At 45.6% G+C, this 20687-nt stretch carries 16 protein-coding genes; 15 read left to right on the plus strand and 1 reads right to left on the minus strand.

The window, feature by feature from the left end; translation table 11 throughout:
- Positions 1-81 precede the first annotated feature (81 nt).
- From H9J30_RS05430 to H9J30_RS05495, 14 genes are all read left to right on the plus strand, one after another.
- Positions 82-2595, plus strand: a complete 2514-nt coding sequence (locus H9J30_RS05430; protein WP_240130103.1) for a glycoside hydrolase family 15 protein — start codon at positions 82-84, stop codon at positions 2593-2595.
- Between the two features lie 268 nt (positions 2596-2863).
- Positions 2864-4006 (plus strand): hypothetical protein, encoded by a 1143-nt coding sequence (locus tag H9J30_RS05435; protein WP_240130104.1) that lies wholly within the window; start codon positions 2864-2866, stop codon positions 4004-4006.
- Between the two features lie 95 nt (positions 4007-4101).
- Positions 4102-4521 carry a translesion error-prone DNA polymerase V autoproteolytic subunit gene (umuD, locus tag H9J30_RS05440; RefSeq protein WP_240130105.1) on the plus strand — a complete coding sequence of 140 codons (420 nt, stop codon included), beginning with the start codon at positions 4102-4104 and terminating at the stop codon, positions 4519-4521.
- Positions 4518-5792, plus strand: a complete 1275-nt coding sequence (gene umuC, locus H9J30_RS05445; RefSeq protein ID WP_240130106.1) for a translesion error-prone DNA polymerase V subunit UmuC — start codon at positions 4518-4520, stop codon at positions 5790-5792. Before umuD ends, umuC begins: the two co-directional genes overlap by 4 nt.
- Before the next feature lie 451 nt (positions 5793-6243).
- Positions 6244-8919, plus strand: coding sequence for a TonB-dependent receptor plug domain-containing protein (locus H9J30_RS05450; protein WP_240130107.1), 2676 nt, complete (start codon positions 6244-6246; stop codon positions 8917-8919).
- Positions 8920-9214: 295 nt separating this feature from the next.
- A complete protein-coding gene (locus tag H9J30_RS05455) occupies positions 9215-9559 on the plus strand; it encodes an ArsC family reductase (protein ID WP_486669438.1) in 345 nt (114 codons plus the stop codon).
- Positions 9556-10710 carry a succinyl-diaminopimelate desuccinylase gene (gene dapE, locus H9J30_RS05460; protein WP_240130109.1) on the plus strand — a complete coding sequence of 385 codons (1155 nt, stop codon included), beginning with the start codon at positions 9556-9558 and terminating at the stop codon, positions 10708-10710. The genes H9J30_RS05455 and dapE overlap by 4 nt, the downstream gene beginning before the upstream one ends.
- An 83-nt stretch (positions 10711-10793) precedes the next feature.
- Positions 10794-11504 carry a M15 family metallopeptidase gene (locus H9J30_RS05465; RefSeq protein ID WP_240130339.1) on the plus strand — a complete coding sequence of 237 codons (711 nt, stop codon included), beginning with the start codon at positions 10794-10796 and terminating at the stop codon, positions 11502-11504.
- Between the two features lie 68 nt (positions 11505-11572).
- Positions 11573-12406, plus strand: a complete 834-nt coding sequence (locus H9J30_RS05470; RefSeq protein WP_240130110.1) for an alpha/beta fold hydrolase — start codon at positions 11573-11575, stop codon at positions 12404-12406.
- Positions 12407-12559: 153 nt separating this feature from the next.
- Positions 12560-13165 carry a carbonate dehydratase gene (gene can, locus H9J30_RS05475; protein ID WP_240130111.1) on the plus strand — a complete coding sequence of 202 codons (606 nt, stop codon included), beginning with the start codon at positions 12560-12562 and terminating at the stop codon, positions 13163-13165.
- Positions 13166-13520: 355 nt separating this feature from the next.
- The gene (kdnA, locus tag H9J30_RS05480; protein ID WP_240130112.1) at positions 13521-14708 is read left to right on the plus strand and encodes an 8-amino-3,8-dideoxy-alpha-D-manno-octulosonate transaminase KdnA; all 1188 of its coding nucleotides are present in this window, start codon (positions 13521-13523) and stop codon (positions 14706-14708) included.
- A 19-nt stretch (positions 14709-14727) separates the two neighbouring features.
- The gene (kdnB, locus tag H9J30_RS05485) at positions 14728-15798 is read left to right on the plus strand and encodes a 3-deoxy-alpha-D-manno-octulosonate 8-oxidase KdnB (protein WP_240130113.1); all 1071 of its coding nucleotides are present in this window, start codon (positions 14728-14730) and stop codon (positions 15796-15798) included.
- Between the two features lie 83 nt (positions 15799-15881).
- Positions 15882-16619, plus strand: coding sequence for an 8-amino-3,8-dideoxy-manno-octulosonate cytidylyltransferase KdsB (kdsB, locus tag H9J30_RS05490; RefSeq protein WP_240130114.1), 738 nt, complete (start codon positions 15882-15884; stop codon positions 16617-16619).
- Between the two features lie 28 nt (positions 16620-16647).
- Complete coding sequence (locus H9J30_RS05495; RefSeq protein WP_240130115.1) at positions 16648-16884, plus strand: DUF2897 family protein; 237 nt, start codon at positions 16648-16650, stop codon at positions 16882-16884.
- Positions 16885-17270: 386 nt separating this feature from the next.
- On the opposite strand, the gene H9J30_RS05500 is transcribed toward H9J30_RS05495, so the two are convergent.
- Complete coding sequence (locus H9J30_RS05500) at positions 17271-18653, minus strand: Na+/H+ antiporter NhaC family protein (RefSeq protein ID WP_240130116.1); 1383 nt, start codon at positions 18651-18653, stop codon at positions 17271-17273.
- A 738-nt stretch (positions 18654-19391) separates the two neighbouring features.
- Here H9J30_RS05500 and H9J30_RS05505 point away from each other — a divergent pair.
- A complete protein-coding gene (locus H9J30_RS05505) occupies positions 19392-20606 on the plus strand; it encodes a pyridoxal phosphate-dependent aminotransferase (RefSeq protein ID WP_240130117.1) in 1215 nt (404 codons plus the stop codon).
- Positions 20607-20687 lie beyond the last annotated feature (81 nt).

Below are 20687 nucleotides of genomic sequence, written 5' to 3' on the forward strand. Positions count from 1 at the left end.
TAAACGCCAATACGTATAGCCACTTAGCTTACAACAAGAATAAATCGCAATAAGCACCATCTATTGATTGGGGAGATTTTGATGAATATGGAATCAACAACAGTTAGCCGCTTTTCAGACCGCCGCAACTTAAGCCGTAAGCCGATTGCGCTTGCAATCGCCGCAAGTCTTATCGGCGTTGCCAGTTTAACGGGCTGTTCACCCTCGGCCCCCAATGCAGACGCATCAACACCGATCGTCACCAAATCCACAGACGCAAATGCACAAATTGCCCCCGGCGCCCCCGGCAAAACACCAACTTGGGCGTTCTCCGGCAAAACCGGGATTGGCACCTCATACGAGCCTTATACTCAAGAGCAATACCAAGATAGTGCGCAAAATCCCATTAGCCGAGTGTGGTTCTCCATCGCGCAGGGGATTTTAACCGAGACCATGTATGGCCTAATTCACAATGCTCAGCTCAAAGAGTTGCAATTTGTGATCACCGGAAATGGCTTTGTCGATACCGAGAAAGACAACACGATCAGCAGTATTGAATATTTAGATACCGATGCTAATGGCCGACCGCAATCCTTGGCTTATAAGATAATCAATCGTGATGTTGAAGGTAAGTATCAGATAGAAAAACACATTTTTACCGATCCCGACCGCGATACGCTGATGATGCGGGTGACGTTTACCGCCTTTGAAGCGGGCATCACACCGCATTTATACGTTAATCCCCATATTGATAATGCGGGGGCGAATGATATTGGCAGAATCGATCATCAAGCCCTTATCGCTCGCACCGCTGATCCCCACAGCAGCGTGATGACGGTTAAATCGGATATCGATTTTGCGCAGGCGACCACGGGCTTTGAGGGTATCTCCGATGGACTTGCCGATTTAGCCGACAACGGCACACTGGATACCTTGTATAGCGCCACAAGTGCCGCCGATAATCGTACTCAAGGCAATATCGCTTTTACTGCAAGTTATCCAGAAGTAACACCAAATCAACCGCTTAATATTAATTTAGCGATTGGATTTGGCCAGGATGAAGCCAGCAGTTTAGCCAATGCCAACGCCAGCTTAACAGCGGGGTATGATGCGGTGCTGAGCCAATACAACGCCGGTTGGCGCAGTTATTTACAATCGCTACCCGCGATGCCTGCGATGGCGCAAAGCACCACAGATAATGGCAAACTGCTGTATACCAGTGCCATGGTACTCAAAGCGCAGGAAGATAAAACCTACGCGGGCGCCCTTATCGCATCGCTTTCTAATCCTTGGGGCGATACCGTCCCTGCAGTCACCCCCAGCACAGGCTACAAGGCCGTTTGGCCACGTGACTTTTACCAGTGCGCCATGGCATTTCTCGCCATGGGCGATACCCAAACGCCTAAGGTCGCCTTTGAGTACCTTAAAAAGGTGCAAGTGAGCAATAAAACCCCAGGCTTTAGCGGCACACCCGGTTGGTTTTTACAAAAGACCCATGTTGACGGCCAAATTGAATGGGTGGGCGTACAGCTTGACCAAACGGCGATGCCGATCATGCTCGGCTGGAAACTCTGGCAAGCAGGCGTGCTAAGCCAAGCGGAATTGAGCCATTGGTATCAAGAGATGCTAAAAGCCGCGGCGGACTTTTTAGTCAGCGGCGGCGAGGTGAATCTCGACTGGAACCACACCCAAATTACGCCACCGAAAACCCAGCAAGAACGCTGGGAAGAACAAGCGGGTTACTCCCCCTCCACTACCGCTGCAGTGATCGCAGGCTTAGTGGCCGCAAGTGATATTGCCAAGGCAGTAAACGACAGCGATGCCAGTCAACGTTATCTCGCAAACGCCAAAACGCTTAATCAACAACTTGAAAAACACTTAGTGACGACCCAAGGTTTGCTCACGGATAGCCAAGGTATTAATGCGCCTTATTATCTACGCTTAAGTCCCAACGGTGAGCCAAACACCGCCGAGAAACTCGCCGCTAATAATGGCCGTGCGGGATTAGATCAACGCCAGATCCTCGATGCAGGCTTTTTAGAATTGGTGCGCTATGGCGTGCGTGGCGCCACCGATAAGCTGATTAATCAAAGTCTTGCGCTAGTGGATAACACTAAGCTAGAAGACAATTTCCGCCTCAAATATAGCTTTACCGCAAAAGACGGCAGCAGTGTTCCGGGCTTTAGACGTTACGGTAATGATGGCTACGGTGAAGATACTGTCACGGGGGCGAACTACGCCGAATCGGGCAGTAATAGCGACAACCAACGCGGCCGCGTATGGCCCTTCTTCACTGGCGAACGAGGCCATTTTGAGTTGGCGTTAGCAAGGGCAAAGGGAGAATTGACTGGCACGAAAGGACTGCAAACCAAGCAGCAACTTATCAATACCTATGTACAAGGGATGGAAACCTTCGCCAACGCGGGTCTAATGCTCCCCGAGCAAGCATGGGATGGTGTAGGTAACGCCACACGTTATCAATATCAACTCGGCCAAGGCACTAACTCCGCCACCCCGCTCGCCTGGACCCACGCTGAATATATCAAGCTGGTGCGTTCAATGAGCGATGGTCGAGTATGGGATAACTACCCTATCGTCCCAGAGGCATTGAAATAGTTTTTAATGCTGATTCGAGTCAATAAAGTCCGTACAAGATTGCTTTGTGCGGGCTTTATGATGAAAAGCAGTAGTATTCATTCAGAACCGACTTAATTCCTTCAATTCGCCCCACATCATCCATTTGTGTACTGTAAACGCATTCTCTGATTTTTACGTGAATACTTGTTTTTATTGCAGTTGCTTTAATAAAAAATTGACTTACAGAAGTCGGTTTAAATGTTAATATGTTTACAATTTTGTTAATTTGTCAATAAATGGAGTTTTGATGAAGCATTTAAAAAACGTAATCAAATGGACTTTGCTCACGCTATTCTTGGTGCCAGTGAGTCTTTATCTGATCCTTGTCGCCATCAACATCAAAGATAGCCCAGCTTCAGAGCAGACTAAAGCCTACCTAGACGCAATTCAAAAGAGTGATAAAGCGTTAGCCGACAACCAAGCTCAGAATGCGTATCTCTATGCACTGGGCTTTGATGTGAATAGTGGCGCCTCACCTATGGATGCCGGGATTTCTCGACTCAAAACCATACAACAGCTTGGCATTTTGGAACGTTCCCCAACACGAAACACAACTCCAATAGATAAACCGCAAACACCATTCAACGAGTGCATTAATCGTGATGATTTTATGTCCAGTTGTCTCCCTGTACTGACAGAACAAACGCCTTTTGACGAACTCCTCGCAACAAACGCCGAATTAATCGCGCGATATAAAACATTAATTAAGTTAGATACTTGGCAAGAAGGCAGCCAGTTTAATGTCTTTTTGTCTTCTCCATCACTTTCACATCTGCTCACGGCACAAAAACTCTACTTCATCGATTTACTGGCTCACGCTCAAACCATGCCTGCGCAGCAGATTGCCGAAGTGATTAATCAAGATATGTTGTTTTGGCAACGCGTAGCAGCCAACACCCATGTGCTACTCATAAAAATCGTTAGTCAAAACGGCATCACAACAAATATGAAATTTGGCGAATTGGTCTTGAAACAATTACCACACGCTCAACTCAACAGCGCTATTCCCGGTAGCTGGCAAATGCCTATTCCATCAGCTGTGATGTCGTTTGATAGCACGAAAGCGGGTGAATGGTATTACTTTACAGGCATGACCAAAGCATTACAGACAATTGATGATGAAGATATCACTGCAACCGTGACGCAATGGTTACTTACGCCGTTAATGCAACATCAAGACACAGCGAATCGCTACGCGGCGATTTTAGATGGTACAACACCTCTGCAGACTTGCCCTGCTCATTTGTCTATCGCTGTCGTCGGTCAGTTTATGTATAACCCGCTAGGTAAATTTGTCCTCTGCTCTAGCACTCCAACCTTAGACCGCTATCAACAAGGTTTGAATGAGCTTGAGCCACAAAGAGCACGCTTGATCACGAGACTCCAATAGGGTGATTGTTTACTTAAGCAAATACATGACATAAACGCCTTCGACATGTGCTAAAGTTAGCTTATACTGTGTATATGTACAGTATGTAGATGTAGATGCATATGATCATGGTTACTCCTGAACAATCAAAAATCCAATATCCTTTCTTTAGTACATCGGTGGCGGCGGGATTTCCTTCTCCCGCCAATGATTATATTGAGCAATCGCTTGATCTGAATGAGCTTTGTATCAAACATCCCACTGCGACATTTTTTGTAAAAGTACAAGGGGATTCTATGGTGGATGCGGGCATTTCCAGCGGCGACATATTAGTGGTGGATAGGTCATTGCAAGCGGCACATGGCGATATTGTGGTCGCCGCCGTTGATGGTGAATTCACCGTTAAACAATTGCAATTACGTCCGATAGTGCAATTAATCCCCCGTAATCCGGCATTTAGAGCCATTACCATCCACTATGATTCCGAGCTAAACCTATTTGGTGTGGTGACTTGTGTGGTGAAAAAACTCAAATGACTGCTTCGCTATTTGCCCTTGTTGATTGCAATAACTTCTACGCTTCCTGCGAACGCTTATTTCGGCCCGATCTACAGGACAAACCCATCGTTGTGCTGTCAAATAACGATGGCTGTATCGTCGCGCGTTCATTGGAGGCAAAGCAATTAGGCATAAAAATGGCCGTGCCGTTTTATCAAGTGATGGAGATGATCCGCGCCCACAATGTGGCGGTTTTTTCATCCAACTATGCACTATATGCCGATATTTCAAATCGCGTCATGACCACTCTCGAGCAAATGGTGCCTAGGGTAGAAGTCTACTCAATCGATGAGGCTTTTTTGGATCTGTCTCGGCTCGATAAGTGTCAAGATATTAACCAGTTAGCCACGGATATTCGTCAGCGGATCCAGCAATGGATTGGCATCAGTGTCTGTGTTGGAATTGGACCGAGCAAAACCTTAGCCAAGCTAGCTAACTATGCCGCAAAACAGTATCCCGCCACCCAAGGCGTTGTCGATTTACGCGATAAGGAGCGCCAACGCCGGTTAATGGCACTCACTCCCATTGATGAGATTTGGGGCATTGGCCGAAAAATTGCGCAACGTCTAAAACTGATGGGCATACATACCGCCCTGCAACTCGCAGATACTCCCCCTACACTTATCCGAGACAATTTTTCCATCATGGTTGAGCGAACGGTGTACGAGCTTAACGGTATCGCCTGTGATGATATTCAGCAGGTGGTGGCAACAAAACAGCAAATCGTGAGTTCACGATCCTTTGGCGAACGCATTACCCAGTTCACGGCAATGCAACAGGCCATCAATGACTATACCTGTCGAGCCTGCGAAAAACTGCGTGCAGAGGGCCAACTTGCACGCACCCTATCTGTATTTATTCGCACCAGTTATTTCACTGAGCTTCAGCCCAAATGCAGTCAGGTACTTACGGGCAACTTAGCTTATCCCAGTGATGATACCCGCGATTTCATTGCATTAGCACAGCGGCTGTTATCTAGACTTTGGCGTGATGGCTATGCTTATGCCAAGGCTGGTGTGATGCTGGGGGACTTTTATGCACCAGGTGTGTTTCAGCTAGGATTATTTGATGAAGTCAAACCACAACCTAAAAGTAAAGAATTGATGAAACTACTGGATTGTGTTAATCACAGCGGTAAAGCCAAGATCCAATTTGCAGGACAAGGGCTTAATACCGATTGGGGCATGAAGCGTGGCCAACTCTCTCCTCGCTATACCACCCAATGGACCCAACTCCCTACTGTGAAATAAGCCATAGTTTAAAATGCCCGAGTTATGCGCTTATCTGTTGAGATTTGTTAAATCTCTGAAGCCTCAACAATAATGCACTTATTTTCAACAGTTAATAAGATACTCCCAATTTACCGCTTTTATCCCAACTTGATTTAGCTCACAGAATCTAAAACTCAATCAAACTAAAGACCTAGTACAAAAACTGACATTGTAAACACAATGTTTAGTTACATTCAGATACAACCACCCCAAAACGCACGCTATGCCGTCATTATTTATTTTGCATCTCACTTAATTAGCCGACCATGGATTACAACTGCAACATTTACGCATCAACAGATCAACAATTAAGCTGTTGATATTAAAGTTGTTAATGATAATTTTCTGGTTATGGAGGGCAGTTGCAAATAAATATAAGCCTTGATGAAAACCTTCCTGATCATCACGGCATTGTTAAGGGAATGAAAATATGACTACGCAAACAACCGTAGCTCGTGCGGTTCGTTTTAGTTTATTAGCCTTAGTATCCACCTCGATTGCACCGATTGCGATGGCTGCAGAACAAGGTGCTGTAGATGCTGATAAAGTTGAACGTATCGCTGTAACCGGATCAAGAATCCAACGTACCGATATGGAAACATCCTCTCCAGTGACAGTTATCAGCCGCGCAGAAATTGATGCTTCTGGTACAGCTACTGTGTCTGATTTTGTGCGTAACCTATCGCAAAACAGCTTTGGCTCTTTCCGCGAAGCATCAGGCTTTGGTTCTGGACAATCTTCACAATCCACAGTAAGCATGCGTGGTTTAGGTTCACAACGCACTTTAGTGCTAATCGATGGTCGTCGTATGGGCTCGTCGGTTGCCTTTGGTGGCGGTACACAAAACCTCAACGTTGTCCCCATGGCAGCGATTGAACGTATTGAAGTTCTGCGTGACGGCGCATCAGCGGTTTATGGTTCCGATGCAGTTGCTGGTGTAATTAACATTATCACCAAAAAAGAATTTGAAGGTGTTGAATTTGATGCAGATTTAGGTGCGACTCAACATGGTGGAGCAGAGAAATCAAATGCTCGTTTCACTTTTGGTGTCAATGGCGAAAAAACCAATATGGTTGCCTCGGTTGAATACTATAATCGCGCAGCACTTTACGATGCGGATCGCGATTACAGCGATACCCTTTATAGCGCTCATGGCTGGCCAGGTACTGGTTCTTATGTTGATAAAACAAAACCAATTTTAGATGCGGACGGAAAACCAACCGGAAAATATCAAACAGTATCATTTGCAGATGAACGTTGCGGTGAGGGAAACTCTTTAGTCACAGGACCTGATGGAAATCAAACTTGTTCATATAATGCTGCAGCAGAGTCGGCAACGATGGCGGCACAAGAACGTTTCTCAACCTTCGTAAAAGTAGACCACGAGTTAACTGAAGATATTAACTGGACTAACCGCTTAATGATGAGCCGCGTTTGGACCGAGGGGCAATATGCCGCCGCACCAAACAGTTATGCTCCTAAATTGCGTTGGACAAAAGAAAACAGTGATATTTATCTAGCGACAGTTAATAAATACGGCAACGATTACTTAAAAAGTCAACTGAAGTATGATACTGAAGGTAATTTAATTGGTGGTGATACTATCAATTTAAGAATGCGCACGACACCACTTGGGCCACGTGTTACTAATGTTGAAGATACCGATATCAACTTCTTAACCTCGCTTGAAGGTCATAGTGACATCTTAGGCGGTACCGCTTGGAACTTAGGTGCTCAGTGGATTCGCTCAGATGTCACCACCATTCAAACTGGATTAGCCAATGCCAATATGATCCAAGAGTTTTTGGATAATGGTAAATTAGATTACTTTGCAGCGGGTACAGGTTATGTTGAAGGCTCAAACGAGCTACAACTGCAAGAAGCCGCCCATACAGGCATTTTCACTGGTCGCGTCCAAACCTACGGAATCGATGGTGGTGCAAGCTTTGATTTATTTGAATTACCAGCAGGCACAGTCCCCTTAGCCATCGGTTTTGAATTTATGCGTACCGAGTACGACAAGACTAATGATGCGGGTTCAAACCTAGGTAATATTATCGGTACTTCAGGTGGCGACAATATCCAAGGTAAATCAAGAGAAGTGTTATCTTTCTCTGCTGAGACCATGTTCCCGATTATCGATGGACTTGATTTAGAATTATCTGCACGTTTCGATGACTACAGTGATTTTGGCAGTACCTTTAATCCTAAAGTGGGTTTAAGTTACCGTCCCGTGGACTCGCTGTTAGTTCGTGCCTCTTATGGCACAGGTTTTAGAGCTCCGACCTTTGATGACTTATACGCTACAGCTTCAGAAACCTATCTTTGGGCCAAAGACTGGACGCAATGTCCAGGTAATCCAAATGGTTGCGTGCAAGAACAATTCAAAGCTCAATATCAAGGGAATGATGACTTAGAACCCGAAGAGTCGACTTCACTCTCTTTAGGCTTGGTCTGGAACGTCACCGACGCATTAGATTTTGAAATCTCATACTATGACATTCAAATCGACAATGTGATTAGCACCATGTCAACCCAAGACGTCATCAACCAAGAGCGTGATGGCTTTGATATGTCAAATGTTCTGTTTAGAGACCCTGTAACAGGTAAAATTGATTATGTTGTTCTACAGAAGATGAACCTCGGTGAATTAAAAACTTCTGGTATTGACTTCAATATTCGTTACCTACTTGAAACCAGTATGGGTGATTTCCGCTTCGGCGCAGAAACTAACTACGTATTAAGCTGGGAGTCAAAGGATGGTCCTTATTCCGAGCTTGAAGATATTGTCGGTGATGTTGGTCAACCACAATTCCGTGCCAACCTCAGCACAACTTGGACCCAAGGTGAATGGGAGGCATCATTGTTTGCCCGTTATACTGATAGCCAAGAAGATGAGGACTATGGCAAAACACCAAGCCAGTGGTTGTTAGATGCGCAAGCAGGTTACAACTTACCTTGGAATGCTAAGGTGAATGTAGGTATTCGTAATCTGCTCGACGAAGAACCTGCAATGAATGAAAACTTGGGCTTCCCAGGATATGACACCTACTTGTACGATCCTATTGGCCGTGAATACTATGTTCGCTACAACCAAAAATTCTAAATCCTAGCTTATGCTTGATTTAGGCTGTTTCACATAGTAGTAAATGCCCATCCATCGATGGGCATTTATTTATGTTATGTGGACAAAAAGATAAACGCAAAACGTCTTAAATAGAGTTAAAAGTTAATAGATTTAAACGTCACGACTTACAAAACTCGATTCCCTTTATTCACTTCATCTTTTTCTCAATACTTAGCCGAACAATCCGATATCCCCTTGTAGCATCCAACACACAATGCCACAATGCGAGCAAAATCAATGCGTGCCATCGGCGCCCCTCGATAGGAACATCATCTTGACTCTTTATGGTATTAAAAATTGCGATACGGTACGTAAAGCCCGTAAGTGGATTGAAACTCATCAACTCCCAGTTAATTTTCATGATTTTAGGGAGGATGGATTAGCAGAAAAGGATCTGCAGCATTGGTGTCAAATTGCCGGATGGGAAACCGTCTTTAATAAACGTAGCACCAGTTTTCGCGCCTTAAGTGATGCGGATAAAGCCAATATTGACCAAGCTAAAGCCATTCAATTGATGCTCACTCATCCCACGTTAATTAAACGCCCGGTGTTGGTGGTGGGTGAACAAGTGCTCCTAGGCTTTAATGAAGCCGAATATAAGAAGGCCTTTTCCCTATGACTGACGCTGCGCACTCTTCAACAACTAGGCCAGTAACTGAACTTACAAAAGAGTTGATCGCCCGTCCTTCCGTCACCCCACTGGATGAAGGCTGCCAAACCCTGATGGCCGAGCGTCTTGCCGCCATAGGCTTTAATATTGAGCCCATGGTCTTTGAAGACACCACCAATATGTGGGCGCGTCGCGGTAATGAGGGCCCTGTATTTTGTTTTGCCGGCCATACCGATGTCGTGCCCGCGGGCGATTTAAGCCGCTGGCACACACCGCCTTTTGAGCCAACCATTATTGACGGTTATCTTTATGGTCGCGGCGCTGCCGATATGAAAGGCTCTCTGGCGGCCATGATCGTCGCGACCGAGCGTTTTGTGGCTAAGCACCCAAATCACCCCGGCTCGATTGCTTTTTTGATCACCAGCGATGAAGAAGGCCCATTTATCAATGGCACCACTCGAGTTATCGACACCTTAGAAGCGCGTAATGAGAAAATTACTTGGGCGCTGGTGGGCGAACCCTCGTCGACCTTAAAACTCGGTGATGTGGTTAAAAATGGTCGCCGTGGTAGTCTCACCGCCAATTTAACCGTTAAGGGCGTTCAGGGCCATGTAGCCTACCCGCACCTTGCGGATAATCCCATTCACAAAGCCGCCCCCTTTTTAGCCGAGTTAAGCCAAACCCATTGGGATAATGGCAACGCATTCTTCCCGCCCACCAGTATGCAAATCGCCAATATTAACGGCGGTACGGGCGCATCGAACGTGATCCCAGGCGCCTTGGAAGTGATGTTTAACTTCCGCTATTCCACCGAAGTGACCGCCGAAATATTAATCGAACGCGTGGAAGCTTTATTAACAGCCCATGAACTGGATTACGACATCCATTGGACTTTCAATGGCCTGCCTTTTTTAACCGGCGAAGGCCCACTGTTAGACGCTACCCGCCATGCCATTCGTCAAGTTACAGGCTATGACACCGATCCGCAAACCACCGGCGGCACCTCCGATGGGCGCTTTATTGCGCCAACGGGCGCAAAAGTGTTGGAACTCGGTCCTGTGAACGCCACTATCCATAAAGTGAATGAATGCGTAAAGGTCGACGATCTAGAGCAATTAGCGCTGTGTTACGAAGTGATTTTGGAACAGCTACTGTGTTAAACACGACGCCACGCTTAGCCAACACCGCCCAACTTTATGGGATAGAGTGTGGGATAGAGAATAGTGTAGCTAGCGGTTTAGAAATGGGCTTAAACACCGGCTTATTCGCTGATTTTACACAAGAATCAACGGATAGGCTGAAGCTAGTCGAACTGCTGAGTCCTTACCATCCTAGCGAAACCCACTTTAGGCTGGAAGCCCAAACCGCCCTCGCCTTTAAGGCGATGGCGGACTGTGCCGCTAAAAACGGTATTAAGCTGGCGATTTGCTCAGCCTATCGCCCCTTCGATCGGCAACTCGCCATTTGGAACGCCAAGGCCAGTGGTAAACGTGCAGTACTGGATATCAATGAACAGCCCGTGGATATCAGTCCACTCAGCGATGATGAATTAGTCGATTTGATTTTACTCTGGTCGGCATTGCCCGGTGCTTCGCGTCACCATTGGGGCACGGATATCGATGTATTTGATGCCGAGCAAATTGAGGCCAAATCTCTGCGTCTGGTAGAGGCGGAATACCGTGATGGCGGCCCCTGCGCACGCTTGCACCTGTGGCTAGTGGCTAATGCCAAGAATTTTGGGTTTTATTTTCCGTTTCAGCGTGGCCAAAGCGCGGTAAGTGCAGAGCCTTGGCATATCAGCTATTTCCCCGTGTCTCAAGCCCTGTTACCCCAATTTGAGGTGCAAACATTGGCGCAAATTATCGCGCATAGCGATATGTTGCTAAAAGACGCCGTGATCCGGCGGTTACCCGAGTTAGTGGCGGAATATGTACATCGGATTGCCCAGCCTTAATGGCTTTTTACGCCACGTTTTAGCTTTCTTCACTTCGCATTTTTTGTTTTATAGATTAAGTAGGTTTTATGGATTTTTCTTCATACAGACAACAGATTAGCATCGAAGGTAGCCAACTCAGTTACCTTGATATTGGCACAGGCCCTGCCCTGTTATTTGGTCACAGCTACCTATGGGACAGCGCCATGTGGGCGCCACAGATTGCCAACTTATGCAAAAGCTATCGCTGCATCGTGCCCGATCTCTGGGGACACGGTCAATCTGCAGCCGTACCGGAAAACTGTCATAGTCTGCTAGATATCAGTGAGCATATGTTAGCCCTGATGGACGCCCTCGAGATTGAGACATTTTCACTCATCGGTTTATCCGTTGGCGCCATGTGGGGCGCAGAGCTAGTACTTAAAGCGCCAACTCGCGTCAAGGCGCTTGTCATGCTAGACAGTTTTATTGGTTTTGAGCCAGAAATCACCCGAGCCAAATATTTTGGCATGTTGGATATGATCCAAACCGCAGGCAGTATTCCACCACAGCTTATCAGCGCAATTTCACCACTGTTTTTTGCTGATAATGCCAAAGCGAATAATCCCGAATTGGTACACTGTTTTGAAGCCAATTTAGCTTCGTTAAGGCCAGAACGCATTCCCAGCATTGTAAAACTCGGGCGGATCATTTTTGGCCGCCGCGATACCCTAGAATTTGCCGAACAATTTACTCAGCCCTGCTTAATCATGGTCGGCGTAGAAGACAAGGCCCGCAGCGTACTCGAGAGTTACCTGATGAGCGATGCCATCGATGGCAGCCAATTAGTGCATATTCCAAACGCTGGCCATATTTCTAGCCTAGAACAAGCTAAATTTGTCACCGAGCACTTACGTCAGTTTCTATCTAGGGTGTTGCAATGACAACTAAAGGCCCAATACACCATGGGCCAATGAAGGATATTGGATAGACCAGCCGCGGCAAATTTACTGGTATACTCAGGCGCGAAAATAGGTGCGGCTTGCATCATTTAGGGCAACAGACATTTTATTATGTCGATGAAACAATAGGTTAAAATGAAACTACTCAAACCCTTATTCGATAATAACCGCCGTTGGGCCGGACGCATCAGTCAAGAACATCCTGAGTTTTTTGAGCAATTAGCGAAACAACAAAATCCTGAATACCTCTGGATTGGTTGCTCAGATAGTCGAGTACCTTCTAACCAAATCATCGATTTAATGCCAGGTGAAGTCTTTGTTCACCGCAATATTGCCAACATGGTGATCCATACCGATCTTAACTGTCTCTCAGTACTGCAATATGCTATCGATGTGCTTAAAGTGAAACATATTATGGTCGTCGGTCACTACGGCTGCGGTGGTGTACGTGCGGCAATGGGAAATCAGCGCCTGGGACTTATCGATAACTGGCTCGGCCATTTACGCGATGTCTATCGCCTGCATCATGATGAATTAATGCAAATGGATGAAGCCAAACGTTTTGATCGCCTGTGTGAACTCAATGTGATTGAACAGGTTTCCAACGTCACTAGCAGCACTATCGTGCAAGAAGCCTGGGCTCGCGGCCAAGAATTGGCTGTCCATGGCTGGATTTACGGTATCGATAATGGCCTATTAACGGATCTTGATGTCACAGTGGACCGTGCGCCAATCGTATAAATTCTCGTACTGCGATAAAAGGTTAATAACCTAGATTGCACGATACTGTTACACCACAAAAACCTGCCAATGTGCAGGTTTTTGCTTTTAACACCGTTAAGCACATTAACCCTTTAGTGATTTGCAAGGCCGTTGCAATAATTCATCCCCAACGTCACCATTTAACCTCATCGTAGTAGACAAGATTTATCATTTCATTCACTTAATTTTGCTAAGTGAGCAAAAACTAAGCTCAAAATCTCAACATGACCTTATTTTCATCAAGAAAACGTCGCAAGGGATCTTTTGCCCAGTTATAATCCGCCAGTTAATTGCAGCGCGACCATGCGCCACAAATTCTAAGGAGATACCTTCCATGCCCGGTTTTGAATTATTTGGTCCAGAAGAAAAACAAGAAGTCGCCGATGTGATGGAGCACGGCTTTACCTTCCGTTATAACTTCGACCATATGCGTAATGATCGCTGGAAGACTCGCGATATGGAGCAACTGCTCTGCGAGAAAATGAATGTTAAGCATGCCCATCTGTTATCAAGCGGTACAGCCGCGCTGCAAACGGCAATGATGGCCGCGGGCATTGGCGCTGGCGACGAAGTTATCGTGCCACCTTTTACCTTTGTTGCGTCAGTAGAAGCGATTTTTATGGCGGGTGCTGTACCGATTTTTGCCGAAATCGACGAAACCCTGTGTTTATCACCAGAAGGCATTGAAGCCGTAATCACTCCACGCACAAAAGCGATTAACTTAGTGCACATGTGCGGCTCGATGGCCAAAATGGACGAAATCAAAGCCATCTGCAAAAAGCACAACCTCGTATTACTTGAAGATGCCTGCCAAGCCATCGGCGGTAGCTATAAAGGTCAAGCCCTCGGCACTATCGGTGATGTAGGTTGTTACTCTTTCGATTCAGTCAAAACCATCACCTGTGGTGAAGGCGGCGCGGTGATCACCAATAACACCGAAATTTACGATAACGCCCACCAGTTCTCCGATCACGGCCATGACCATATTGGTAAAGACCGTGGCGCCGAGTCACACCCGATTATGGGTCTGAACTTCCGTATTTCTGAAATGAATGCGGCTTTAGGTTTAGCCCAGTTACGTAAACTCGATACCATTATCGACATTCAACGTAAAAACAAAAAAGCCATTAAAGAAGCTATGGCGAGCATTCCTGAAGTCAGTTTCCGTGAAATCCCCGATCCTGAAGGTGATTCAGCCGGCTTCTTAAGCTTTATGTTACCTACCGAAGCGCGTACCCAAGAGATCAGCAAAAAATTAGCTGCTAATGGTGTAGACGGCTGCTTCTACTGGTACGTAAACAACTGGCATTATCTGAAAAACTGGAAACACATTCAGGAGCTTAAGGCCCCTGCTGCGTTACCAATCACATTAATCGCCGACCGACCTGACTATACTCAAATTTCTGTGCCGAAATCTGATGCCATTATGAGCCGCACTATTTCTATGCTCATTAAATTGTCTTGGACCGATGCTCAGATTGCCGAGCGTATTGAAAACATTAAGAAAGCATTTGCCCAATAATTAAACGGGAGTTTTTGCAATGAGTTTTAAAAATTTTAAAGTAGTTGAAAAGATGATCTTCGGTCGTGGCTCTTTCGCCCAGTTAGACGACGTCTTAGCTGCCCAGCGTAAAACCGACGATGACTTCGTGGTATTTTTAGTCGATGACGTTCACCAAGGCAAACCACTCGAAGCACGCATTCCAGTCAAAGCCCAAGACTTACTGATTTGGGTTAACGTTGATGAAGAGCCAAGCACGATTCAAATCGATGCCCTGACTGAACAAGTGCAAGCCTTTAACGGCAAACTGCCAGTAAGCGTTGTCGGTTTAGGTGGCGGTTCAACCATGGACGTAGCCAAAGCCGTTTCGTTAATGCTGACCAACCCAGGCGGCTCAGCTATGTACCAAGGTTGGGATTTAATCAAAAAACCAGCGGTTCACCACATTGGTATTCCAACGATTTCTGGTACCGGTGCTGAAGCGTCACGCACCGCGGTATTATGTGGTCCAGTGCGTAAACTCGGTCTGAACTCAGATTACACTGTGTTCGACCAAATCATCATGGACTCAGAGTTAATCGACGGCGTTGAAACTGACCAATGGTTCTACACCGGTATGGATTGCTATATCCACTGCGTTGAATCCTTAGAAGGTACCTTCTTAAACGAATTCTCTAAAGCCTATGCTGAAAAAGCCATGGAGCTTTGCCGCCAAGTGTACTTAGAAGATCACCCAGAAAAAGACGACAAGCTGATGATGGCGTCATTTATGGGCGGTATGAGCATCGCTTATAGCCAAGTAGGTGCGTGCCACGCGGTATCTTATGGTCTGTCTTATATCCTCGGCTACCACCATGGTATCGGTAACTGTATCGCCTTTGACGTGTTAGAAGAATTCTACCCAGAAGGTGTGGCTGAGTTCCGTCAGATGATGAAGAAACACAACATCACCCTGCCGAAGAACATCTGTAAAGATCTGCCAGATGAAACTATCGCGAAAATGGTTGCGGTGACTAAGAGCATGGGTCCATTATGGGCAAACGTGTACGGCCCAACATGGGAAGAGAAAGTCACTGACGAAATGTTGACTGCCCTGTTCCGTCGCATTTAAGCTCTCAAGCAGATGACAAGGGGCTCATTGTGAGCCCTTTTGTCTATCTACACTGCATATCTTTGATAAAATAGGATAATTTAATGAATGTCACTCTGTTAATCCCGGCGCGTTACGGTTCTAGCCGCTTCCCGGGCAAACCCTTAGCCCCGATTAACGGCAAGCCGATGATCCAACACGTGTACGAACGCGCGTCGTTAGCCAAAGGCCTCACCAATATTTATGTTGCAACCGATGATGAGCGTATCAAAAGCGCCGTTGAAGGTTTTGGCGGCAAAGTGGTCATGACTAGCCCAGATGCGGCATCGGGCACAGATCGTATTAACGATGCCATCAACCAATTAGGTTTGAAGGATGATGATCTGGTCATCAACCTGCAGGGCGACCAACCGCTTATCGACCCCACTTCCATCGAGCAGGTTATTAGCCTCTTCGAACGTTACCCTAGCGAGTTTGAAATGGCGACCCTCGGCTATGAAATTGTCAACAAAGCTGAACTTGACGATCCTATGCATGTGAAGATGGTCTTTGATAACGACTATTATGCGCTCTACTTCTCCCGCGCACGTATTCCCTTTGGTCGCGATACTAAAGACTACCCTGTTTACAAACACTTAGGCGTGTATGCTTATACCCGCAGATTTGTGCAGGCCTTTGCAGCCCTGCCATTAGGCCGCCTTGAAGATCTGGAAAAGTTAGAACAACTGCGCGCCTTAGAATACGGCCATAAAATCAAGGTCGCTATCAGCGCCTTCGACTCTATCGAAGTTGACACCCCGGAAGATATTCGTAAGTGTGAGCAGCGTTTAGCTGTTGATTAATCAGGGTGTTGCTCAATAAGGAGTTGTTATGTCGGACTTAGAAGTATGGATCATTATTATTTTGGTGGTAGGTGTGATTGCCAGCAATCTTGCCGCGCTGAAATACAGTGCCAAATTCAAACTGCCACAGTTTGGTCAACACGATAAAGATAAACAGCTCAAAACTGGCCCCACTTCTCGCCCTTCAACTGAAACAGCTGAAAGCACAACGCAAAATCCCGAAAAGTCGTCGACTCCTGCAGATAATGAACAAGATAAGAAATAACCTTGGTTCATTTTCCATAAAAAGGCGCATCAGCGCCTTTTTTGCATTTTAAGGCAATGCAGACTGCCTGTAAGGTTCACAAAGGGCGGCAGATATTCACTACAAGATAACGCGCTATATACGACATTTAAGGCAGTTGGCAGAGCATCACACAATGCCTTCCCCCTTAGCCTTATCTAAAGTGCGTAGCACTCCCACTGAATAACAAATAGTTAGGGTGTGTTGACGTTTTGAGATGTCGGAGAGTAATAAAGGGTGAGCAAGTCACCCTAAGGATTGAGACTTTATTATTCTCCCACACTAATTCGATAGGAATTTAACATCTCATGATGACTCAGGCATAAAAAAACCAGCCGAAGCTGGTTTTTTATTAATTAAGTCAAACATTAAGCAATCAGGATAAAGCCAAAGAATGCAATAACAGCGGCAATTAAGGCATAGGGCAACTGAGTCACTGCATGACTGACTAAATTACAACCCGAGCCTTGTGCGGCTAATACGGTTGAATCTGAGTAGAAGCAAGCTTGGCTACCAAATGATGACGCAGATAACAGCGCACCAATCACTAATGGAATATCTGCACCAACCGATTGCGCCAGTGGCATTACGATAGGAATCGTTACCGCAAAAATCCCCCAGCTAGAACCCGTTGCAAAGGCCAGAATCGCCATCGATAAGAACACCACCGCAGGCAACAACTTAGGCGTCATAAATGGGCTTAAGGACTCTATAACATACTGTGGTAGCAACATCGCATCACACACATCTTTAAACACAAATGCGGCGATTACAGTACCAATGGCTGGCAACATGCTCTTAAAGCCATCAATCATTTGATCCATCATCTCTGATAATGGCATCAAGCGCTGAACTGCATAGTAAGGTAGCGTGATAACCAGTGTCGCTAATAACCCTTTCCAGACATCGATATCAAAATAAACGGTGAAGCCAACCAGCAACAGAATCGGCACTAAAAAGTTATGCAGCTTGCCTTGATTATCAGCATGCTTAAACTCTTCTTCAATCGCCGCGATTGCATATTCATCAGAGGTTTGCACTTGGTCTAAATCAACTTGCGCCTCAGCAGGTTCACCATTTGCAGCACGTAACTGCGCTTTTTTCATCGGACCAATTGCAGGTACAATCCCCAATGACACAAGTAATACCATGGCGACGGCTAACCAAGCGTAAAGCATATAGGGAATAGCTTGCATATAAACGCTTATGCCCTGACCTTCTGCAGCCACACCGTTATCGACCAGCAAACCACCAAAAAATACCGCCCACGTGGAAAGTGGTACTAACACACACACTGGCGCCGCCGTTGAATCCACCACATAAGCAAGCATTTCGCGGGAGACTTTAAACTTATCCGTTACACGTTTCATGGTTTCACCCACGGTTAACGCATTAAGATAGTCATCGATAAAAATCACAATCCCGAGAATAAAAGTCATAAACAGGGAGGATCTTGGCCCTTTGGCAAATTTCAATGCATTTCGACCAAACGCTAAGGCGCCACCGGTGCGCACTAGCAGCGCAATCAAGGCACCAAAACAGCCACACACTAAAATCAACCAACCGATGGTTTCATCGGTCATGACCTTTAATGAGGTACTTGCGAAATTATTTAAAACTTGCGTCGGATCGAGTAACAAAAAGCCAGTTACCGCACCAATAATCAAAGATAAAATGGGACGGCGTAACCAAATGGCCAACACCAATACCACCACAGGTGGAATAAGACTTAACGCTGTCGGTTCAGACATGCACTTAGGTCCTCTAAATAAGTCGCCTAAAAGGCAAAAGTTTTTAGAACAGCGCCAGACATCGCCTCGATATCTCACGCCAATATTGCTGCTTCATGATGACTAACTCCGCTGATAAAACCTGCTAAAAGCTTGTTATCTTAGGTGCCCTGCCGAAAACATCGCGCAGAAAATAAAGCGCATCGAATATCGAGTCAACTATAAATTTATGCTAACAAAGAATAATTTTTGGCACTGAAATAAAAAATGAAATATCCATATGATTTTAAAAAACTTTAAACCTCAAAGAAGAAATCTTTATTTGACCTTAAATGCTTAATAAGCATTCAGTTAATCTGCCTAAATATCGAAAAATCACTGAACACTAGATAAACCCGCATTAACTCAGATCACCGTCAATAAATCAGCGGTTAAGCAAAAACTGATTAACAATTTTGTTAACATTTAATCCGAGGGGGATTTCGCAGTCTCGAAAAAATGAGCCGAAGCTCAAGTTAGCAGCTTGATAGTTACAAAGGCTATCCCCGCTAAAGTCGATAGTTTAATAATTCTATATTCTGCAAAGATTCAGCATATAAAACTTGTTTTAATTTATTTAATGCTTGGTTAAAGCATATTTAACTGAAATATTTAATGAAAAAAACTCGCTTTTATACCCAAAGCCCCTTCCTTAAACCAGATAATTTCGTTATGGTGCACAAACTTAAGCCAAAATTAACTGCATGTTTCGAGGTGTAAATGCGCCCCATCATCAAGTCCAACAAGTTGGATACTGTTTGCTACGACATCCGCGGCCCAGTGCACAAGGAAGCCAGACGTTTAGAGGACGAGGGCCATAGGATCCTCAAACTCAATATTGGTAACCCTGCACCTTTCGGTTTTGAAGCACCGGAAGAAATTGTGCGCGATGTAATCCTTAATCTTCCCAGTGCCCAAGGTTACTGTGAGTCAAAAGGATTATTCTCTGCCCGCAAGGCAATTGTGCAGCATTATCAAGCGCAGGGGATCTATGGCGTCGATATCGAAGATGTCTATATCGGTAACGGCGTGTCAGAACTGATTATGATGGCCATGCAGGGCTTATTGAACACCGCGGACGAAGTGCTGATCCCATCCCCCGATTACCCACTGTGGACAGCGGCAGCCAACTTGGCTGGCGGTAAAGCCGTACATTACCGCTGTGATGAAGAAGCAGATTGGTTCCCAGATCTTGATGATATTAAGGGTAAAATCTCTTCGCGGACCCGTGGCATCGTGTTGATTAACCCCAATAACCCGACGGGCGCCGTCTACAGTAAAGAATTATTACTACAAGTCGTTGAACTGTGCCGCGAACACGACTTGATCCTGTTTGCCGATGAAATCTACGATAAAATTTTATACGATGAAGCCAAACATATTCCGGCAGCTAGTTTATCCGATGATATTTTAACGGTCACTTTTAATGGATTATCAAAAGCATATCGCGCAGCCGGTTTTAGGATCGGCTGGATGATGCTCTCGGGTAATCTCAAAGCCGCGAAAAGTTATATTGAAGGGTTAGATATGCTGGCCTCTATGCGCCTATGCGCTAACGTGCCAAATCAACATGCCATTCAAACTGCACTCGGTGGATATCAAAGCATTAATGAATTGATTTTGCCTAGTGGCCGTTTAACCGTGCAGCGAGATACCTGCTATGAGTTGCTCAACCAAATCCCTGGCGTGAGCGTGAAAAAGCCCAAAGGCGCACTCTATGCTTTCCCTAAATTGGATATGAAAAAGTTCAATTTAAGGGATGATGAACGCTTGGTACTCGATTTATTAAGGGATAAAAAAATCCTATTAGTACACGGCACCGCCTTTAATTGGCCAGAGCCGGATCACCTCCGAGTGGTGTTTTTACCTTATAAAGAAGATCTGACTAAAGCATTGACTGAGTTTGGAAACTTCCTTGAAACCTACAAGCAATAGGTGGGTTTAACCGCAACGCTTGAAAATATCATTCAGCTAGCTGATAAAGCGATCCAATGGATCGCTTTATTTTTACCTTTG

It is taken from the genome of Shewanella cutis, from assembly GCF_022410515.1.
Taxonomy (GTDB): Bacteria; Pseudomonadota; Gammaproteobacteria; order Enterobacterales; family Shewanellaceae; genus Shewanella; species Shewanella cutis.